General features: G+C 73.1%; 17 protein-coding genes. 8 read left to right on the top strand and 9 right to left on the bottom strand.

The window, feature by feature from the left end:
- Positions 1 to 782: 782 nt before the first annotated feature.
- Positions 783 to 971 (bottom strand): DUF5703 family protein, encoded by a 189-nt coding sequence (locus tag AB0O36_RS21960; protein ID WP_365113012.1) that lies wholly within the window; start codon positions 969 to 971, stop codon positions 783 to 785.
- 47 nt (positions 972 to 1,018) lie between these two features.
- On the opposite strand from AB0O36_RS21960, the gene AB0O36_RS21955 reads away from it, so the two are divergent.
- On the top strand, positions 1,019 to 1,675 hold the full coding sequence (locus tag AB0O36_RS21955) for a hypothetical protein (protein WP_365113009.1): 657 nt from the start codon (positions 1,019 to 1,021) through the stop codon (positions 1,673 to 1,675).
- A 109-nt stretch (positions 1,676 to 1,784) separates the two neighbouring features.
- Here AB0O36_RS21955 and AB0O36_RS21950 read toward each other — a convergent pair whose 3' ends face one another.
- Together AB0O36_RS21950 and AB0O36_RS21945 are read right to left on the bottom strand one after the other, a co-directional pair.
- Entirely contained in the window at positions 1,785 to 4,385 is a 2,601-nt protein-coding gene (locus tag AB0O36_RS21950) for a helix-hairpin-helix domain-containing protein (RefSeq protein WP_365113007.1), read from the bottom strand.
- Complete coding sequence (locus tag AB0O36_RS21945) at positions 4,382 to 5,380, bottom strand: aldo/keto reductase (RefSeq protein WP_365113005.1); 999 nt, start codon at positions 5,378 to 5,380, stop codon at positions 4,382 to 4,384. The genes AB0O36_RS21950 and AB0O36_RS21945 overlap by 4 nt, the downstream gene beginning before the upstream one ends.
- Positions 5,381 to 5,480: 100 nt before the next feature.
- Between AB0O36_RS21945 and AB0O36_RS21940 the strand changes: the two genes are divergently transcribed.
- A complete protein-coding gene (locus tag AB0O36_RS21940) occupies positions 5,481 to 6,530 on the top strand; it encodes an LLM class F420-dependent oxidoreductase (RefSeq protein WP_365113002.1) in 1,050 nt (349 codons plus the stop codon).
- Positions 6,531 to 6,850: 320 nt separating this feature from the next.
- The gene (locus AB0O36_RS21935; RefSeq protein WP_365112999.1) at positions 6,851 to 7,639 is read left to right on the top strand and encodes a ferritin-like domain-containing protein; all 789 of its coding nucleotides are present in this window, start codon (positions 6,851 to 6,853) and stop codon (positions 7,637 to 7,639) included.
- Positions 7,640 to 7,719: 80 nt separating this feature from the next.
- On the opposite strand, the gene AB0O36_RS21930 is transcribed toward AB0O36_RS21935, so the two are convergent.
- A complete protein-coding gene (locus tag AB0O36_RS21930; RefSeq protein WP_365112997.1) occupies positions 7,720 to 8,712 on the bottom strand; it encodes a magnesium and cobalt transport protein CorA in 993 nt (330 codons plus the stop codon).
- 55 nt (positions 8,713 to 8,767) lie between these two features.
- Here AB0O36_RS21930 and AB0O36_RS21925 point away from each other — a divergent pair, with 55 nt between their 5' ends.
- The 4 genes from AB0O36_RS21925 to mshC all read left to right on the top strand — a co-directional run bounded on the left by AB0O36_RS21925 (position 8,768) and on the right by mshC (position 12,377).
- Positions 8,768 to 9,472, top strand: a complete 705-nt coding sequence (locus tag AB0O36_RS21925; protein WP_365112994.1) for a histidine phosphatase family protein — start codon at positions 8,768 to 8,770, stop codon at positions 9,470 to 9,472.
- An 83-nt stretch (positions 9,473 to 9,555) separates the two neighbouring features.
- A complete protein-coding gene (locus AB0O36_RS21920) occupies positions 9,556 to 10,146 on the top strand; it encodes a DUF3090 domain-containing protein (RefSeq protein WP_365112991.1) in 591 nt (196 codons plus the stop codon).
- A gap of 5 nt (positions 10,147 to 10,151) precedes the next feature.
- Complete coding sequence (locus AB0O36_RS21915; protein WP_365112988.1) at positions 10,152 to 11,018, top strand: SCO1664 family protein; 867 nt, start codon at positions 10,152 to 10,154, stop codon at positions 11,016 to 11,018.
- Between the two features lie 129 nt (positions 11,019 to 11,147).
- Positions 11,148 to 12,377 carry a cysteine--1-D-myo-inosityl 2-amino-2-deoxy-alpha-D-glucopyranoside ligase gene (gene mshC, locus AB0O36_RS21910; RefSeq protein WP_365112985.1) on the top strand — a complete coding sequence of 410 codons (1,230 nt, stop codon included), beginning with the start codon at positions 11,148 to 11,150 and terminating at the stop codon, positions 12,375 to 12,377.
- Positions 12,378 to 12,482: 105 nt separating this feature from the next.
- On the opposite strand, the gene AB0O36_RS21905 is transcribed toward mshC, so the two are convergent.
- The 5 genes from AB0O36_RS21905 to AB0O36_RS21885 form a co-directional block, all read right to left on the bottom strand.
- A complete protein-coding gene (locus AB0O36_RS21905; RefSeq protein ID WP_365112982.1) occupies positions 12,483 to 13,451 on the bottom strand; it encodes a PAC2 family protein in 969 nt (322 codons plus the stop codon).
- Positions 13,452 to 13,586: 135 nt separating this feature from the next.
- Complete coding sequence (locus tag AB0O36_RS21900) at positions 13,587 to 15,209, bottom strand: glycerol-3-phosphate dehydrogenase/oxidase (protein ID WP_365112980.1); 1,623 nt, start codon at positions 15,207 to 15,209, stop codon at positions 13,587 to 13,589.
- Between the two features lie 75 nt (positions 15,210 to 15,284).
- Positions 15,285 to 16,811: a glycerol kinase GlpK gene (gene glpK / locus AB0O36_RS21895; protein ID WP_365112977.1), complete on the bottom strand. Its 1,527-nt coding sequence runs from the start codon at positions 16,809 to 16,811 to the stop codon at positions 15,285 to 15,287.
- Between the two features lie 93 nt (positions 16,812 to 16,904).
- Positions 16,905 to 17,687: an MIP/aquaporin family protein gene (locus tag AB0O36_RS21890; RefSeq protein ID WP_365112975.1), complete on the bottom strand. Its 783-nt coding sequence runs from the start codon at positions 17,685 to 17,687 to the stop codon at positions 16,905 to 16,907.
- Positions 17,688 to 18,012: 325 nt separating this feature from the next.
- The gene (locus tag AB0O36_RS21885; protein ID WP_365112972.1) at positions 18,013 to 18,780 is read right to left on the bottom strand and encodes an IclR family transcriptional regulator; all 768 of its coding nucleotides are present in this window, start codon (positions 18,778 to 18,780) and stop codon (positions 18,013 to 18,015) included.
- Between the two features lie 274 nt (positions 18,781 to 19,054).
- Between AB0O36_RS21885 and AB0O36_RS21880 the strand changes: the two genes are divergently transcribed.
- Positions 19,055 to 20,190, top strand: a 1,136-nt coding sequence (locus AB0O36_RS21880; protein ID WP_365112969.1) for a homocysteine S-methyltransferase family protein, incomplete at its 3' end; no start/stop codon positions are given.

Here is a 20,190-nt window from a genome sequence, read left to right as displayed (position 1 = left end):
AACCCCGGTAACCCGGGGAACCCCGGTAACCCGGGCAACCCCGGTAACCCGGGCAACCCTGGGAACCCCGGTAACCCGGGGAACCCCGGTAACCCCGGCAACCCTGGGAACCCCGGTAACCCGGGCAACCCTGGGAACCCCGGCACCCCGAGGCAGCCCGGTACGCCGGGTAAGCCGGGACAGCCCGATGGCGGTGGCGGGCTCGCGCAGACGGGGGCCGGCGGGGCGCTCGCCGGAGTGCCGATCGCCGGCGGCCTGCTCCTCGCCGGAGCGGTGCTCTACCGCCGGGCCCGTAGCGCGGCCTGAGGCCGCAGCGGTACCGCGGCCGTGCACGGCAGGTGAGCCCGTCAGAGGGTCCTGACCCGCGCCGACGCACCCGGCGGACGGCCATCCGGCCGTCCGCCGGGTCACGCGCCGCTCGCCGCGGGCGTCGGGACGCCCTGAGCGGGTCCGGCCTCCGGCGAGCCGGCCGTCCGCCGGACCGGGGCGTCGGCGCCGACGCCCGAACGAGATCACGGGCCGGGCGAGACGAGACGTCAGGCGGCGCGGCAGCCACCCGCCGCCCGGACCCGCCCATCGGAAGGCCGGCGCGGGTCAACCCGGTACTGCCGCCCGAAACGTCCGCCGGAACGGGAGGACCACCGGACGGCCGACTTCGGCGGTCCGGCCCCCCACGCCGGGACCGTCCGCGGTGGCGACGAGCGCCCCGGACTCCCGGAGCGGACGCGCATCAGCGGGGTCGGCCGGTCAGCGCCCCCGAGGCCGGCCGGGGGCGCATCGGATCACCAGGTGGCGCGGAGCTGACGGATGATGCGGCGGCGCAGCCGGACTCTGCGGCTGCCGTCCCGCAGGAGGGTCAGCCGGTCCAGCTCCCAGTGTCCGTACTCGGCATGGTCGGTCAGCAGCCGGGTCGCCTCCTTGCGTGAGACACCCCGCGGCACGTACACGTCGACAAATTCGTATTCCGCCATCGAATCTATTGTGCGGGCAGAGGCCCGCTACGGATAGCGTCTGCACTATGTCTGATGCCGCTCTGCCCACCGTAGCCGAGGTACGCGCCGCCGCCGAGGCGGTCAAAGCCGCGCTGGACCGTCACCTGGCGGCGGTCGAGCGCAGGTCAGGGGCCGAAGACCCCGACGTCCACGCCGCGTTCAACGAACTGGCCGCGGCCGCCGAGGAGTACGACGAGCTGCTGTACGAGCGGTACGACGAGGTCACTCCGTTCGAGATCCCGGCCTCCGAGGACGGCGTGCCGTACGGCGGCCCGGCCGAGCCGACCGCGATCAGCGTGCTGATCCGCCGCGACTACGCCGTGGTGGAACCGCAGCGGCTGCTGGCCCAGGCCGAACGCGTCGCGGCGCACGACCGGGACGCCGGAGCCGAACTCGGCGAGTACGCCGGGACGGCGGCCGCGCTCGGCGTGCTGTTCGGCGAGTACGAGCCGGACGAGATCGCCACCCGCTACAAGGAGTTCGGTCTGGAGGAAGGCGACTCCACGCTCTGGATCACGGCCGGAGGGACGACGCCGGAGCCCGGGGAATGGCTCAACACCCCCTTCGACCACGCCGATCCGGAGCACGTACTGCACCGGTTCGACGTCAGCTCCGTCTTCGACGACGAGTTCGACGACGACGAGGACGGCGACGGCGCCCCGGCGCTCGAACGGCTCCGGTAGCGGGGGCAACGCGTGACCACCGCCCGGGGGCGGGACCGGAGAACCGGTCCCGCCTCCGGGCGCAGTGCGCAGGGCACGCCCACCGGCATGGCGCCGGCAGCGCGCTCCGCTACGCCTCCGGCGCCGTAGAGGCCGGCAGCGTCCGCAGCAGGCCGGTGAGCCGGGTCGTACGCGGCTTCGCCGTGACCTCCGCCACCGCCTTCGGCAGGGCCTGGTCCACCCCGTGCACCACGGACAGGTGGCGCTCGGCCCGCCCGAACGCCGTGTACACCCAGTCCCGGGACAGCGCGTCCGCCGCGTCGCCCGGCAGGACGACGACCACGGCCGGCCAGCGCGCGCCGACCGCCTGGTGTGCCGTCACCGCCCAGCCGTGCCGCACCTGCGACTCGACCAGCTCCTTCGGTACGACCGTCCGCCCGCCCGCGGGACCGCGGTCCAGATGGAGCCCTTCGGCGTCCGCGGACACCACCGCGGCCGGGACGGCCCGCCCGGGGGAGGGGACGTGGACGACCCGGTCGCCCGGGTCGAAGCCGCCGAACCGGCCGGGGCCGGGGTTCAGCCGCTCCTTGAGGGCCGCGTTGAGGGCCCGGGTGCCCGCGGAGCCGCCGTGGCCCGGGGTGATCACCTGGACGCCGTCCGGCCCGGTCCCGAAGGCCCGCGGCACCGACTCGGCGACCAGCTGCACCGTACGGTGCACGGCCTCGCCGGCGTCCCGCACCGGAACGATGACGACCTCCTTGCCGGGTGCGTCCACCTGGTTCAGCTCGCCGATGCCGATGCCCGAGACCAGCTCGCCCAGCGGGCCCGGGTCGGGCGTGCGGGAGACCACCTGAGGGCAGGCCCGGGCCGCGAGCAGGTCCGCGAACACCCGGCCGGCACCCGCCGACCCGAGCACCCCCGGGTCGCCGGACAGCACCAGCCGGGCCCCGTCCGGCACCGACTCGACCAGCGCCGCCGCGGCCTCCACGTCGAGCTGCGGGGCGTCCAGCACGACCAGCAGGTCCAGCTCCCACTGGCCGTCGGCGTCCCGCCGCGGGCCCTCGGTGCCGCCGAGCAGCCCCGCGACCGTGACCGCGCCGGCCGCGGGAACGTGCGCCGCCAGGCAGGCCCGCAGGCCCAGGCCGCGGGCGGCGTCGAACAGGGCGCGCGGTTCCGCACGGGCTGCCTCGCCACCGGTGTGGGCGACCAGGCCGTGCCCGGCCGCGGTGCGGATCAGCTCGGCGGCGGACCGGCCGGGCGCGGAGCCGGCCGCGTCCGACCAGTCGGCCGCGCCGGTGAAGGTGTTGATCAGGCGGGCGAGACCGTCGGCGAGGCTCTCCTCGGCCAGCGCGGCTCCCTCCAGGCCCACCAGGACCCGGACCGGCTGCTCCTCGCCCTCCGGGACCGGGTCGCCCACCGGCTCCTGGAAGACCAGGACGCTGCCGTCCCCGATGGCGTGCTCCAGGGCCTCCTCCGGGTTCGGTACCCCGTACCCGGCGAGCGCCGACTGCAGGACGGTGGCGTCCAGCGCGGTGTGCCCCTTGACGGCGGCCTGTGCGAGCAGCCAGCCGACGAGGGCGGCGGCGCGCCGCTCGTCACCCGGCCCGCAGTCCGGGCCGAGCAGGGAGCGGGCGAAACCGTCGGCCTGGGACGGGCGGACGCCGGGCACGGCGAGCAGCTGCCAGGGGTCGGCGGAGAGCTGGTCGGCGGCGCCTTCGCCGAGGAGCTCGGCGGCCCGGGGGGCCAGTGCCTCGGGCGCTCCGGCGCGGCCGAGCAGGGCGCGTACGGCGGTGACGGCCTCGGCGGAGGCGGCGGCGCGGACGGGGCGGGCGACGGCCGGAGCGGGTTCCGGCCGGGGCGGCGGGGGAGTGGCGGGGCGGCGCGGCCCGGCCGGGGCCGCGTCGTCGAAGTACCGGGAGGCGGGCTTGTCGCCGCTCTCCACGGCGCGTACGGCGGCCAGCAGGTCGGCGGCCGTTCCGCTGAGGCCGGTCCCGGCGTCGATCGGGGCGGTGCGCTCCGCCTTGCGCCGGGCGATGCGCTCCCGTTCGAACTTCTGCGCAGCGAGCTCTGCTTCCGCTTCGCTCTGCTGAGCCGCCGCGTGCGGCTCCGCCCCGGCTTGCCCGGCTTCCCCGGTTTCCGTCCCGGGCTCGGCCTCGTCGCCGGGCGTTGCGTCCGTCGCGGGCCCGGCCGTGGCGGTCTCCGCCTCGGCTCCGGCCTCGCCCCGGGGCGGCTCCGCCCCCGTCTCCGGTGCGGCCGCGCGACCAGGCTCCGCCTCAGGACCGGCTTCCGGCCCCGGCGCGGCAGCGCCCTCGGACTCCGGTCCGGCCGGCTCCGCCCCCGGACCCCCGTCCCGGGCTCCGCCGGGCGCGCGAGCCTCGCCCGGCTCGGGCTGTGAGTCGGGCGCCGCGGCTCCGGCATCGGCCGGCTCCGCAGCGGCTTCGCCCTCCGACTCCGGCGCGGCAGCGCCCTCGGACTCCGGTCCGGCCCGCTCCGGCTCTGCCTCCGGCCCGGTGTCGCCCGGCTCGGCACCGTCCGGCTCTGCCCCCGGCCCGGCGTCGGCCGGCTCCGGCTCGGTCGGGGCCGGTGTGGCGACCGGGTCCCCGGCCGCGGCTTCGGCGGGGGCCGGGTCCGCCGGGGTGTGGGCGGCCTCGTGCGGGGCTCCGGCGGCGGGTTCGGCCGACGCGTCGCCCTGCTGTCCGGCTGCGCCGGCGGTGGGCCGTTCCGTACTCACAGCGTGCTCCAGTCCTGGTCGGGGTAGCGGTGCACCGGCGCCGACACATCGTCCAGCGCCCGGCGGATCTCCTCCGGAAGACTAAGGGGCTCCACCGACAGCGCCTCGCTGAGCTGCGAGGACGTACGGGCCCCGACGATCGGTGCGGCCACCCCGGGACGGTCCCTGATCCACGCCAGGGCCACCTGGAGCGGGGTCACCGCCAGGCCGTTCGCCGCGGTGACCACCGCGTCCACGATCCGGCTCGCGGTGTCGTCCAGGTACGGGTCGACGAATGCGGCCAGGGTCTCCGACGCGCCCCGCGAACCGGCCGGGACGCCCGAGCGGTACTTGCCGGTGAGGACCCCGCGACCGAGCGGGGAGGAGGGGAGGAGCCCGACCCCGAGGTCCAGCGCGGCGGGCAGCACCTCCCGCTCCACGCCCCGCTGGAGCAGCGAGTACTCCATCTGCGTCGACGCCAGCCGGGTCCGCGCACCCGGCGCGGCCAGCTGCCAGGTCGCCGCCTTGGCCAGCTGCCAGCCGGAGAACCCGGCCACCCCCGCGTACCGGGCCCGGCCGCTGCTCACCGCCAGGTCCACCGCCTGCAGGGTCTCCTCCAGCGGAGTGGCGTGGTCGAAGGCGTGGACCTGCCACAGGTCCACGTGGTCCGTGCCCAGCCGGGCGAGCGAGGCGTCCAGCGCCGCCAGCAGGTGGCCGCGCGAGCCGTCCGCCCGGCGGTCCGGATCCCGGACCGAGCCGGACTTGGTGGCCAGCACCAGGTCCTCGCGCGGCACCAGCCCGCCGACCAACTGCCCCAGCAGGTACTCGGCCTCCCCGCCGCCGTACACGTCCGCCGTGTCGACCAGCGTGCCGCCCGCCTCCCAGAAGATCTTCAACTGCTCCGCGGCGGCCTGGTCGTCCCCCACATCACCCCCCGCGGTCCGCCCCCACATCAGCGTTCCGAGGCCGATCCGGGACACGCGCAGGCCGGTCCGGCCGAGATGCCGTTGCTCCATGGGCGTGAGACTACTGGGGCGCTGTCGGACCGGACCCCGGCGCGCTAGAGTCCCCGCAGACCTGTGTTACTGATCGGTAAACCGGTAAAGGGGACCACCTATGCGGCTCGGCATCAATCTCGGCTACTGGGGTGCGGGCATGGACGCCGACAACCTGGAGGTCGCCAAGGAGGCGGACCGCCTCGGCTACGAGGTCTGCTGGGCCGCCGAGGCGTACGGTTCCGACGCCCCGACCGTGCTCGCCTGGGTCGCCGCGCAGACCGAGCGGATCGACGTCGGCTCGGCGATCATGCAGATCCCGGCGCGGCAGCCCGCCATGACGGCCATGACCGCCGCCACCCTCGACTCGCTCTCCGGCGGCCGCTTCCGCCTCGGCCTGGGCGTCTCCGGCCCCCAGGTGTCGGAGGGCTGGTACGGCGTCAGGTTCGACAAGCCGCTCGCCCGGACCCGCGAGTACGTGGAGATCGTCCGCAAGGCCATGAGCCGCGAGCGGCTGACCCACGACGGCGAGCACTGGACCCTGCCGCTGCCGGGCGGCCCGGGCAAGCCGATCAAGCTGACCGTGCACCCGACCCGCCCGCACATCCCGCTCTACATCGCGGCCATCGGCCCGAAGAACCTGGAGCAGACCGGCGAGATCGCCGACGGCGCGCTGCTGATCTTCCCCGCCGCCGAGCACCTGGAGGAGACCGCCCTGCGGCACATCCGGGCCGGCCGGGAGAAGGCCGGTCTCACGCTGGACGGCTTCGACGTCTGCCCGACCGTGCCGCTCGCCGTCGGCGAGGACGTGACCGCGCTCGCCGACATGTTCCGCCCCTACACCGCCCTGTACGTCGGCGGCATGGGCAGCCGCAAGCAGAACTTCTACAACCAGCTCGCCCGGCGCATGGGCTACGAGAAGGAGGCTGCCGAGATCCAGGACAAGTACCTGGCCGGCGACAAGCAGGGCGCGGCCGCCGCCGTCCCGCACTCCCTGATCGACTCGACCACCCTGCTGGGTTCCGTGGAGCGGATCGCCGACGGGATGCGCGCCTACGCGGAGGCCGGGGTCACCACGCTCACCCTCGCCCCGGCCGGCTTCACCCTGGACGAGCGCCTCACCGCCCTCCGGGCCGGCGTCCGGGCCATGGAACTCGCCGACCTCGCCTGACCCCGCATCCGCCCGGCCCCGTACCCGCCCGGTCGGCCTGACCCCTTGTCCTGACCCGCCGTCCGGGCCCGCCCCACCGTGGCGGGCCCGGACGGTACAGAGGGCCCCGCGGCCGTGGTGGGGGCTCGGGGGGTCTTCCCCGCCACGGCCGTCACTCCCAACAACGCGCGGCCCGCCCGCCGGGTTACGCGTCCGCCGCCACTCTTCCCGCCGCCCTTCCCGTCGCTCGTTCGGCCCAGCCGCCCGCGTATCGGGTTGCCCGGGGGCCCCATCCCGACTTCAGTGGGCTACCCGGGGGTGTCCGTGCACGGAGGTGGCCCATGCTCTCTGCCCGCAGCCTGTTCCAGGAGATCGTCGACCACGACGAGTCCTTCCAGCTGTTCTGTTCCATCGCCGCCAGCGGCGAGGCCCAGGGAGGCTGGGAGAACGCCCGGATCGCGGCCCTGGTCCCGGAGAGCATGCGCGACATGGCCCCCAAGATCACCCGGCACGGCACCGACGAGGACAAGCACGGCCGGATCTTCCACGCCCTGCTCCGCAAGCGCAGCCTGCCGGCCGTCCCGGTCCCGCCGGAGACCGACTACACGATGCTGCTGGAACGCCGGGGCATCGGGCTCGCGCACACCAAGCTGCGGGCCGACGAACCGCTCTCCGAACGGGACATCGTCGTCTACCTCGCGCACAGCCGCGTCACCGAGCAGCGGGCCGCCGACCAGATGGACATGCTGGTCCGGAACTTCGGCGAGCACCCCGAGCTCGGCAAGGCCATCCGCATGATCAGCAACGACGAGACCAACCACCTCGCCTACTGCCACGAGGAGCTGCTCCGCCTCGCCCGCGCCGGGCACGGCCGCACCATCCAGCGCGTGCTGCGCGAGAGCGCCCTCGCCGAGATCGCGGTCTACCGCGAGGTGAGCCTGGCCGTCATGGACCACATGGGCCGCATCCTGAAGTGGCCCCGCCCCAAGGCGGCCGCCCTCGCCGCCGGCATCCGCGCCGTGCACGGGTACGAGCGCTTCGCCGGCTGGCACCGCATGGTCAGCCTGGCCATGCCCGACCACCGCAACGCCCTCGGCGGCCCGGCGGCCACCGCTCCCGAGTTCGCGTAGGCCCGGGCGGTCACGGAGCTCCTGCCGTCCTGGAGCGCGGGCCGCCCCGGAGCCCCGGCCGTCCCGGAGCATGGGCCGTCCTAGAGCCAGCCGCGCCGCTTGAACAGCCGGTGCAGGCCGAAGCAGGCCGTGGCCATCAGCCCCAGCACCAGCGGGTACGCCCACCACACCGACAGCTCGGGCATGTGCCGGAAGTTCATGCCGTAGATCCCCGCGACCATGGTGGGCACGGCGGCCATCGCCGCCCATGCCGAGATCTTCCGCATGTCGTCGTTCTGCCGGACGCCCATCTGCGCCAAGTGCGCCGCCAGGGCGTCCGACAGCAGCCGGTCCAGGCCCTCGGTGTACTCGTTGGCCTTGGTCAGATGGTCCGCGACGTCGCGGAAGAACGGCTGGGAATGGTCCTCCACGAAGGGCACCTCGCCGAACGCCAGCCGGTTCATCGGCTGCAGCAGCGGAGTGGTCGCCCGCCGGAACTCCAGCACCTGCCGCTTGAACCCGTAGATCCGCGCCGCGATCCGCTTCGGGTCGCTGGAGCTCGGCGCGAACACGTCCGCCTCCAGGTCCTCCAGATCGGCCTGGAGCTCCGCCGCCACCTCGATGTAGTGGTCCACCACCGCGTCGCTGACCGCGTACAGAACGGCCGTCGGCCCGTGCCTGAGCACGTCCGGATCGTGCTCCAGCCGGTGCCGTACGGCGGCCAGCGCGCCGCCCTTGCCGTGCCGGACGGTCACCACGAAGGAGTCGCCGACGAACACCATCAGCTCGCCCGTCGTCACCGTGTCCGTGCCCTCGTCGTACAGCGCCGGCTTGAGCACCATGAACAGCGAGTCGTCGTAGACCTCCAGCTTCGGCCGCTGGTGGGCGGTCAGCGCGTCCTCCACGGCGAGCGGGTGCAGGGCGAACTCGTGCCGGACGTGATCGAACTCCTTCTCGGTGGGCTCGTACATGCCGATCCACAGGAAGGCGTCACCGCTCGCCCGTGCCTCGGCGAGGGCATCGGACAGGTCCTCCGGAGGTTCCGTCCGGCGGCCGTCACGATAGATGGCGCAGTCCACAATCACGCCGGGCATTCTTCCCTGCCCCGTCCCGGCCCGCATCCCGGGCGCACCGCCTACCCTTGGCGCCATGGCCACGTTGATCCTCGTACGACACGGGCGGTCCACCGCCAACACCGCAGGGCTCCTCGCCGGATGGACCCCCGGCGTGACCCTGGACGGGAAGGGCGCCGCACAGGCCGCCGCCCTGCCCGGCAGGCTCGCCGGGCTGCCGCTCGCCGCCGCCGTCACCAGCCCCCTCGAACGCTGCGCCCAGACCCTGGCGCCGCTGCTGGCGGCCCGCCCCGACCTCCCGCTGCACACCGACGAGCGGATCGGCGAATGCCACTACGGCGACTGGTCCGGCCGCAAACTCTCCGAACTCGCCGACGAGCCCCTGATGGAGGTCGTCCAGCAGCACCCGTCCGCCGCCGCCTTCCCCGGCGGGGAGTCCATGCGGGCCATGCAGGCCCGCGCGGTCGACGCCGTACGGGACTGGAACGCGCGCATCGGCGAACAGCACGGCAGCGACGCCGTCTACCTGATGTGCTCGCACGGCGACATCATCAAGTCCCTTGTGGCGGACGCCCTCGGCATGCACCTGGACCTGTTCCAGCGCATCCACGTCGACCCCTGCTCGGTGACCGCGATCCGCTACACCCGCACCCGCCCCTTCCTGCTCCGGCTGGGTGACACCGGGGACTTCGGCTCGCTCGCCCCGCGCGAGAGCAACGCGGACAAACTCACCGAAGACGGTGGGAAAGCGGTGGTCGGGGGCGGCGCGGGCGCCGGGTGACCGAACGGCGCACGGGTGGGCGCAGTAGTGTGGACTGATCGATCCCGCCCCGACCGACCCTGCCGAGAACTTGGAGACTGGACGTGCCCCGTCAGGTGTTCCTCTACGACCCGCCGGACCGCTTCGTAGCGGGCACGGTCGGCCTGCCTGGACGCCGTACGTTCTTCCTGCAGGCGTCCTCGGGTCCCCGGGTCACCAGCGTCTCGCTGGAGAAGACCCAGGTCGCCGCGCTCGCCGAGCGGATGGACGAACTCCTCGACGAGGTCGTGCGCCGTACCGGCGGCAACGCGGCGGTACCCGCCGTCGCCCCGGCCGAGGCCACCGACACCGCACCGCTGGACGTCCCGGTGGACGAGGAGTTCCGCGTCGGCACCATGGCCCTGGCCTGGGACGGCGAGGAACAGCGCATGATCGTCGAGGCGCAGGCCCTGGTCGAGCTGGAGGCCGACTCCGAGGAGGACCTCGCCGAGGCCGAGGAACGGCTCCTGCAGGACGAGGAGAACGGCCCGCCCATGCTCCGCGTCCGGCTCACCGGTGCGCAGGCCCGGGCCTTCGCCAAGCGCGCCCTGGACGTCGTCAACGCCGGCCGGCCGCCGTGCCCGCTGTGCAGCCTCCCCCTGGACCCGGAAGGACACGTGTGTCCGCGCCAGAACGGATACCGGCGGCAGGTGTGACCGCCGTGACCCCCGACGGTTCCGCCCTGGTGGAGCTGCTCACCCGTGGCGAGCTGACCGTCCGCGGCCGGATCCGGGAGGCGTCCAACGCGGTCCTGCTGTGCACCGTCACCCTCGACGGGGACACCGCCGACTGCGTCTACAAGCCGGTCAAGGGCGAGCGGCCGCTGTGGGACTTCCCCGACGGCACCCTCGCCCAGCGCGAGGTCGCCGCCTACCTGGTCTCCGAGGCCACCGGATGGGGCCTGGTGCCCGTCACCGTGCTGCGCGACGGCCCGTACGGCGAGGGCATGGTCCAGCAGTGGATCCACGCCGAGGCCGGGGCAGAGGCAGAGGCAGAGGCAGAGGAAGACGCCGACGCCGATGGGAACGGAGACGGGGACGCGGACGGCGCACTGCTGGCGCTGGTCGACGGGGAGGAGGCCGGCGAGGGCTGGCGGCCGGTCGCCTTCGCCGAGGTCGGCGGCGGGCGCACCGCCCTGCTGGTGCACGCCGACGACGAGCGGCTGCGGCGGCTCGCCGTGCTCGACGCCGTGATCAACAACGGCGACCGGAAGGGCGGCCACCTGCTGCCGGGCGGGGACGGGCGGCTCTACGGGATCGACCACGGGGTCACCTTCCACGTCGAGGACAAGCTGCGGACCCTGCTGTGGGGGTGGGCGGGGGAGCCGCTCACCGCGGAGGCGGTGGCCGTGCTCGGCTCGCTCTCGGGGCAGCTCGCGGACGGCGGTCCGCTCGCCACCCGGCTGGGCGAACTGATCACCCCCGCGGAGGTGGCCGCCGTACGGGACCGGGTGGCGGTACTGCTGGGCACCGGGACGCACCCCGAACCGTCCGGGCAGTGGCCGTCGATCCCCTGGCCGCCCGTCTGAGCGCGGCCTCCCGCAGACGCGCGAGGACGCACAGATCAAGCCAGTACGCAAGAGCGCGGAACCGGCCATTCCCGGTAACGGTGCAGGTCCGGTTCGTTTACGGAACATCCGTCCGGTTAGGCTCGTGGCATGCATGCCTGGCCCGCTTCTGAGGTCCCCGCCCTGCCCGGCAAGGGCCGCGACCTCCAGATCCACGACACCGCGACCGGTGGACCGATCACCCTCAGTCCCGGTCCCGTCGCCCGCATCTACGTCTGCGGCATCACCCCGTACGACGCGACCCACATGGGTCACGCGGCGACCTACAACGCGTTCGACCTCGTTCAGCGCGTGTGGCTCGACACCAAGCGGCAGGTCCACTACGTCCAGAACGTCACCGACGTGGACGATCCGCTGCTGGAGCGGGCGCTGCGCGACGGCGACGACTGGACCGAGCTGGCGGAGCGCGAGACCGCGCTGTTCCGCGAGGACATGACCGCCCTGCGCATGCTGCCGCCGCAGCACTACGTCGGCGCGGTCGAGGCCATACCGGGGATCGTGCCGCTGGTGGAGCGCCTGCGGGACGCGGGCGCCGCCTACGAGCTCGAGGGCGACGTCTACTTCTCCGTCGAGTCCGACACCCACTTCGGGCAGGTTTCCGGCCTCGACTCCGAAGCGATGCGGCTGCTCTCCGCCGAGCGCGGCGGCGACCCCGACCGGCCCGGCAAGAAGAACCCGCTCGACCCGATGCTGTGGATGGCCGCCCGCGAGGGCGAGCCCAGCTGGGACGGCGGCTCCCTGGGCCGCGGCCGCCCCGGCTGGCACATCGAGTGCGTCGCCATCGCGCTCGAACACCTCGGGATGGGCTTCGACATCCAGGGTGGCGGGTCGGACCTCGCGTTCCCGCACCACGAGATGGGCGCCTCGCACGCCCAGGTGCTGACCGGCGAGTTCCCGATGGCCAAGGCCTACGTCCACGCGGGCATGGTCGCGCTGCACGGCGAGAAGATGTCGAAGTCCAAGGGCAACCTGGTCTTCGTCTCGGCGCTGCGCCGGGCCGGCACGGACCCGGTGGCGATCCGCCTCGCCCTGCTCTCCCACCACTACCGGGCCGACTGGGAGTGGACCGACGCGGTCCTGGCCGATGCGGAGGCCCGTCTGGGCCGCTGGCGCGCGGCGGTGTCCCGGCCGGACGGCCTGCCGGCCGACGCGCTGGTCGAGGAGGTGCGCGAGGCCCTCGCCGACGACCTGGACGCGCCGGCGGCGCTGGCGGCGGTCGACCGCTGGGTCGAGCGGCAGCTCGCGACGGGCGGCGACGACGAGTCCGCGCCCGGGCTGGTCTCGCGGACGGTCGACGCCCTCCTGGGCGTCGCGCTCTAGCCCCTGCACGAATGCCGGTGGGCCGGAACTGCCGAGCAGTTCCGGCCCACCGGCATGTGCTGTGCGGGACGCAGTCCGAGGGGCTCCGGGGCGGAGCCCCGGTGGTCAGCCCGAGCCGTCCTCGTCGGGGTCGGCCGGCCCCTCCGGCCCCGGCTTCGGCTTCGGCTGGGTGCGGCCCCCGCTCGACGGGTCGCGGAAGTACGAGCCGTCGGCGGCGCCGCCCGGGTCGGGCGCGGGGTCACGCCGCCGCAGGTACCGCTCGAATTCGCGGGCGATCGCCTCGCCGGACGCCTCCGGCAGGTCCGCGGTGTCCCGGGCCTCCTCCAGCGTCTGCACGTACTCCGCGACCTCGCTGTCCTCCGCCGCCAGCTGGTCCACGCCCAGCTGCCACGCCCGCGCGTCCTCGGGCAGCTCGCCCAGCGGGATCCGGATGTCGATCAGGTCCTCGAGGCGGTTCAGGAGCGCCAGCGTCGCCTTCGGGTTCGGCGGCTGGGAGACGTAGTGGGGGACCGCCGCCCACAGCGAGACGGCCGGGACGCCCGCGTGGGTGCACGCCTCCTGCAGGATGCCGACGATGCCCGTCGGGCCCTCGTACCGGGTCTCCTCCAGGTCCATGGTCCGCGCCAGGTCCGGGTCCGAGGTGACCCCGCTGACCGGCACCGGCCGCGTGTGCGGGGTGTCGCCCAGCAGCGCGCCCAGGATGACCACCATCTCGACGCCCAGCTCGTGGGCGAAGCCGAGGATCTCGTTGCAGAACGACCGCCAGCGCATGGACGGTTCGATTCCCCGTACCAGGACCAGGTCGCGCGGCTTCGCCCCGCCGATCCGGACCACCGACAGCCGGGTCGTCGGCCAGGTGATCTTGCGTACGCCGTTGTCCAGCCACACCGTCGGACGGTTGACCTGGAAATCGTAGTAGTCCTCGGCGTCCAGCGCCGCGAAGACCTCGCCCTTCCATTCCCGGTCCAGATGCGCGACCGCACCGGAGGCCGCGTCGCCCGCGTCGTTCCAGCCCTCGAACGCGGCCACCATGACCGGGTCGATCAGCTCGGGCACGCCCTCAAGCTCGATCACCCAGGTCTCCTTCCGAAGTTCCTCGTGTACAAGGGGTCAGCCTATGCCTTGAGGGGAGGGCCGCCACACCCCGCGTGATGCCACGAAGAAGGGGCGGTTCCCCCAGGAACCGCCCCTGCCCATCAGCCGGGTGGGCTACGCCTTCGCGGCCAGCATCTCCGCGACCCGCGCGCGCACGGACTCGTCGTCCAGGCCGCGTACGGTCACCGTCGTACGGCGGCGCAGCACGTCGTCCACCGTCTCCGCCCACTCGTGGTCGCGGGCGTAGGCGACCTGCGCCCAGATCTCCGGACCGTCCTCATGGATCCGCTCGCCCAGCGAGGGGTCCTCGTTGACCAGGCGGGCGATGTCGAACGCCAGCGAGCCGTAGTGGGAGGCCAGGTGGCGGGCGGTGAGCGGGTCCATCCGCATGCCCGGGTCGCGGTCCACGAGCAGGCGGTGCGCCACCGCGTTGGGGTTGGCGACACCGGGCAGCGGGACCCGCCGCACCAGGGACTTCACCGGCTCCATGTCCTCGGTCAGCGGGCTGCCGGGCAGCTTGGCCAGCTTGTCCATGACCACGCGGCCGATGTGGCGGTAGGTGGTCCACTTCCCGCCGGCCACCGACAGCATGCCGCCGCGGCCCTCGGTGACGACCGTCTCGCGCTTGGCCTGGGCCACGTTGCCCGGGCCGCCGGGCAGCACCCGCAGGCCGGCGAAGGCGTAGGTCATCAGGGAGCGGTCGAGGTCGGTGTCCTTGATGGAGAACGCGGCCTCGTCGAGGATCTGCTGGATGTCGGCCTCGGTGGCCCTCACGTCCGCCGGGTCGCCCTCGTACTGGGTGTCGGTGGTGCCCAGCAGGAGCTGGTCCTCCCACGGCAGCGCGAAGGTGATGCGGTACTTGTCGATCGGGGTGGCCATGGCGGCCTTCCACGGGGACTTGCGCTTCATCACGATGTGCGCGCCCTTGGAGAGCCGGATCGACGGCATCGAGTGCTTGTCTTCCATGCGCCGCAGGTGATCCACCCACGGGCCGGTGGCGTTGAGCACGACGCGCGCGTCGATCCCGAACTCGGTGCCGTCCAGGCGGTCCTTGAGCTCGGCGCCGGTGACCCGGCCCTGCGTCACGCGCAGGCCGGTGACCTCGGCGTGGTTGAGGACGACCGCACCGGACTCGACGGCCGCGCGGACGGTCATGACCGCGACGCGGGAGTCGTTCATCTGGTGGTCGTAGTAGACCGCGACGGCCTTGAGGTTCTCGGTCTTCAGGCCGGGGTTGTCGGCGGCGGCACGGGCCGGGGATATGACCTTGCCCATGCCGTCGCCGAAGGCCGAGAGGGCGGAGTACGCGAACACACCCGCACCCAGCTTGGCCGCACCCACCGGACCGCCCTTGTAGACCGGCAGGTAGAACGTGAGCGGGTTGACCAGGTGCGGGGCCACGTCCTTGGCCAGCACCCGCCGCTCGTGGTGGTTCTCGGCGACCAGCTTGACCGCGCCGGTCTGCAGGTAGCGCAGACCGCCGTGGACCAGCTTGGAGGAGGCCGAGGAGGTGGCGCCGGCGAAGTCGCCGGCGTCCACCATGGCGACCCGCAGACCCGACTGCGCGGCGTGCCAGGCCACCGAGGTGCCCAGGATTCCGCCACCGATGACCAGCAGGTCGTAGGTGGCCTTCGCCAGCTGCTCGCGGGTTTCCGCGCGGCCGGCCACACCGGCCCTACCCAGCGAACCGGCGGTCGGGTGCGTGCCCGGGGCGGGCACGCTCTGCAGGCTGCTCATTGTCTTGGCTCCTTCGTCGTCGCTTGCGCCGGCACCGGGCGGCCGGGCCGGCAGGCTTGCGTCAGCCGATCGCGGTCAGCTGGCGTCTTCGTCGTCGACCCAGCCCATGGTCCGCTCAACGGCCTTGAGCCAGCTCTTGTACTCGCGCTCCCGCTGGTCGGCGGCCATCCGCGGGGTCCATTCCGCGGCCCGGCGCCAGTTGGCGCGCAGCGCGTCGGTGTCGGGCCAGAAGCCGACGGCCAGGCCGGCGGCGTAGGCGGCACCGAGGCAGGTGGTCTCGGCGACCATCGGACGGACCACGGGGGCGTCCAGGAAGTCCGAGAGGGTCTGCATCAGCAGGTTGTTGGAGGTCATGCCGCCGTCGACCTTGAGGGCCGAGAGCTCGACGCCCGAGTCCTTGGTCATGGCGTCGGTGATCTCACGGGTCTGCCAGGCGGTGGCCTCCAGCACGGCACGGGCGATGTGCGCCTTGGTGACGTACCGGGTGAGGCCGGCGATCACACCGCGGGCGTCGGAGCGCCAGTACGGGGCGAACAGGCCGGAGAAGGCGGGCACGAAGTAGGCGCCGCCGTTGTCCTCGACGGAGGAGGCCAGGGTCTCGATCTCGGCCGCGGACTTGATCAGGCCCATCTGGTCGCGCATCCACTGGACGAGCGAGCCGGTGACGGCGATGGAGCCCTCCAGCGCGTAGACCGGCTTCTGGTCGCCGATCTTGTAGCCGACCGTGGTCAGCAGGCCGCTGTAGGAGTTGATGATCTTGTCGCCGGTGTTCATCAGCATGAACGTTCCGGTGCCGTACGTGGACTTGGCCTCGCCCTCGGCGAAACAGGTCTGGCCGAACAGGGCGGCCTGCTGGTCGCCCAGTGCGGAGGCGACCGGGACGCCCGCGAGGACGCCGTCCTTGACGTGGCCGTAGACCTCGGCGGAGGACTTGATTTCGGGGAGGACGTTCAGCGGGACGTCCATGGACTCCGCGATCTTCTCGTCCCACGCCAGGGTGTGGAGGTTCATCAGCATGGTGCGCGAGGCGTTGGTGACGTCGGTGACGTGCACACCGCCCTCGGCGCCGCCGGTGAGGTTCCAGATGACCCACGAGTCCATGGTGCCGAAGAGGATGTCGCCGGCCTCGGCGCGCTCGCGCAGGCCCTCGACGTTGTCCAGCAGCCAGCGGGCCTTCGGGCCGGCGAAGTAGCTCGCCAGCGGCAGGCCGGTCTCGCGGCGGAAGCGGTCCTGGCCGACGTTGCGGCCGAGCTCCTTGCACAGGGCGTCGGTGCGGGTGTCCTGCCAGACCAGCGCGTTGTGCACCGGCTCGCCGGTGTTCTTGTCCCACAGGACGGTGGTCTCGCGCTGGTTGGTGATGCCGACCGCCTTGACGTCGGCGGCGGTGATCTCGGCCTTGGCGATGGCCCCGGCGACGACCTCCTGGACGTTGGTCCAGATCTCGGTGGCGTCGTGCTCCACCCAGCCCGGCTTCGGGAAGATCTGCTCGTGCTCCTTCTGGTCGACGGCGACGATGCGGCCGTCGCGGTCGAAGACGATGCAGCGGGAGGAGGTGGTGCCCTGGTCGATCGCGGCGATGAAGGGACCGGTGCTGGTGGTCATGTGGCTGCTCCTGGCAAGTCTCGGAGTGGGCGGATCGCCGGCCGGATCGGCGGGGGCCGAGCGGGCCGGCCGGCGGATCAGCAGATCAGCGGATCAGGCGAACGCGAGGTTGTACAGACCGCCGGCGAGCGCGGCACCGACGAGCGGGCCGACCACCGGGATCCAGGAGTACCCCCAGTCCGAACCGCCCTTGTTGGGCAGCGGGAGGAGGGAGTGCACGATGCGCGGACCGAGGTCACGGACCGGGTTGATGGCGTAGCCGGTCGGGCCGCCGAGCGAGAGGCCGATGCCGACGACGACGAAGGAGGTGATCAGGACACCGATGACACCGAGACCCTTGCCGTCGGCCTGCAGGCCCTGCGTGAGGATCGCGATGACCAGCACGAAGGTGCCGATGATCTCCGTGGCGAGGTTCTGGACGACGTTACGGATCTCCGGACCGGTGGAGAAGATGCCCAGGACCGGGCCGGCCTGGTCGTGGGGGTGCGGGTCCTCGGGGCCGAGCTTGGCGTCCTTGATGTGCTCGGGGTCGGAGAGGTGGGCCTGGAACTGCCCGTAGTAGGCGATCCACATCACCACGGCGCCGAGCATGGCGCCCAGCAGCTGGCCGGCCAGGTAGACGGGGACGTCGCCCCATTCGCCGCTGGTGACGGCGATGCCGACCGTGACGGCCGGGTTCAGGTGTGCGCCGGAGAGCGGAGCGGAGACGTAGGCCGCGATCAGCACGGCGAAGCCCCAGCCGAAGGTGATCGCGAGCCAGCCCGCGTTGCGGGCCTTGGAGCTCTTGAGGGTCAGCGCGGCGCAGACGCCACCGCCGAGCAGTGTGAGCAGGGCGGTACCGATGGTCTCGCCGATGAAGATGTCGGAGCTGGTCACCCGCGACTCCTTTGTCGTACGTCCAGGGGGTGAGGGGACCCCGGATCCCGCCCGGGTCCCACGCACTGGGTCAGTGCTGTTCCGGTCCCGGCCTTGTCACACCCTAGCGCGTATTGCCGGTAGGTGTTCGACAATGCCGACCGATGCACGGCAGTTTTCCGGCCAGGTGAAGAACGCGTCAAGGTCTGGCCAGGCCAGATTCCGGATCGTTACCACTCGGTACGATCGCCCAAATTCAGCCATCCGGAATGCATGGCGGGGCCGAAAAGAGCCTAAAAACGCCAAAAGAGGCCACAAGGTGGCCTCCTGGCAGGGAAGGGGAAGGTCAGAACCGGCCCGCGCCGAGATCGCGGGAAACCGCCCTGGCGCAGTCGCGGACCGCCGCCACCAGCGCCGGGCGGGGCTCCCCGGGCTCCCCGCAGACCCGCTCCACGGCGCCCGCGACGGCCACCGCGCCCACCGGCATCCGCCGCCGGTCGTGGATCGGCGCGGCCACCGAGGCGACGCCCTCCCAGGTCTCCTCCACGTCCGCCGCCCAGCCGCGCGCCCGGGTCAGCGACAGCACCGCCTCGAAGCCCTCCAGGTCGGTGACGGTCCGCTGGGTGAACGCCTCCCGCTCGGCCTCCACCACCTCGCTGTGCGCCACGGGGTCGTACGCCGACAGCACCTTGCCCAGGGCCGTGCAGTGCAGCGGCTGCATGGCCCCGACCTCCAGCACCTGCCGGCTGTCGTCCGGCCGGAACACGTGGTGCATGATCAGCACCCCGCTCTGGTGCAGCACCCCCACGTACACGCTCTCGCCGCTGGCCCGCGCCAGGTCGTCGGTCCACACCAGCGCCCGCGCGCGCAGCTCGTGCACGTCCAGATAGCTGTTGCCCAGCCGCAGCAGCTCGGCCCCCAGCTGGTAGCGGCCGGAGGCCGGGTCCTGCTCGACGAAGCCCTCCGCCTGCAGGGTGCGCAGGATCCCGTGCGCCGTACCCTTGGCCAACCCCAGGGAGGAGGCCACGTCGGAGAGGCCGAGCCGGCGCTCGCCGCCCGCCAGGAGCCGCAGCATCGCAGCGGCTCGTTCGAGCGACTGGATGTTCCGTGCCATCGCGGGGCCTCCTGAGAGCGTGTCGAGCGGTAGGGCTGGTGAGGGCCGACGCAAATACAGTTCGGCAATGTCGAACTCTATCGGCCGATGCCGACTCCGCGCAGGACCGGGGCGAACACGGACCCGGTCCCGTCCGGACACCCCCGCGCACAGAATGCCTGTCCGCCCCGTGGGACAGCCGCACCGGGGGCGGGCCCACACGGTTACCCTGACCGCGTACACCCTTGTCAGAAGGGTGTAAAGCCGACAGCCGTCGCATCCCAGGGAGCACACCATGGCCTCGTTGCCGAACCCGTCCGCCGACACCCGTGCCCGGGCCGAAGCCCTCCGCCAGGCACTCGCCACCCGCGTGGTGGTCGCCGACGGAGCCATGGGGACGATGCTCCAGGCGCAGGACCCCTCCCTGGAGGACTTCCAGCAGCTCGAAGGCTGCAACGAGGTCCTGAACGTCACCCGCCCCGACATCGTGCGCTCCGTCCACGAGGAGTACTTCGCGGCCGGCGTGGACTGCGTGGAGACCAACACCTTCGGCGCCAACTTCGCCGCGCTCGCCGAGTACGACATCGCCGACCGCAACTTCGAGCTGTCCGAGGCCGGCGCCCGTATCGCCCGCCAGGTCGCCGACGAGTTCACCGCCTCCACCGGCCGCCAGCGCTGGGTGCTCGGCTCCATCGGCCCGGGCACCAAGCTGCCGACCCTGGGCCACATCTCCTACGCCGCCATCCGCGACGCCTACCAGATCAACGCCGAGGGCCTCCTCGCGGGCGGCGCCGACGCCCTGCTGGTGGAGACCACCCAGGACCTCCTGCAGACCAAGGCGTCGCTGATCGGCGCCCGCCGTGCGATGGACGCCTTCGGGGTCTCGGTGCCGTTGATCTGCTCGGTGACGGTGGAGACCACCGGCACCATGCTGCTGGGTTCGGAGATCGGCGCGGCGCTGACCTCGCTGGAGCCGCTGGGCATCGACATGATCGGCCTGAACTGCGCCACCGGCCCCGCCGAGATGAGCGAGCACCTGCGCTACCTCGCCCGGAACGCCCGGATCCCGCTCTCCTGCATGCCCAACGCCGGCCTGCCGGTGCTCACCAAGGACGGCGCCCACTACCCGCTCTCGGCGAGCGAGCTCGCCGACGCCCAGGAGACCTTCGTCCGCGAGTACGGCCTCTCCCTGGTCGGCGGCTGCTGCGGTACCACCCCCGAGCACCTGCGCCAGGTCGCCGAACGCGTCCACGGGATCACCCCGGCCGTGCGCGAGCCGCGCCCCGAGCCGGGCGCTTCCTCCCTGTACCAGACGGTGCCGTTCCGGCAGGACACCTCGTACATGGCGATCGGTGAGCGGACGAACGCGAACGGGTCGAAGAAGTTCCGTGAGGCCATGCTGGAGGGCCGCTGGGACGACTGTGTCGAGAT

This window comes from Streptomyces sp. NPDC089799 (assembly GCF_040684755.1).
In the GTDB taxonomy this organism is placed as follows: Bacteria; Actinomycetota; Actinomycetes; order Streptomycetales; family Streptomycetaceae; genus Streptomyces.
Note: the sequence above shows the minus strand (reverse complement) of the source record. Positions and strands in the feature narration are given on the sequence as shown.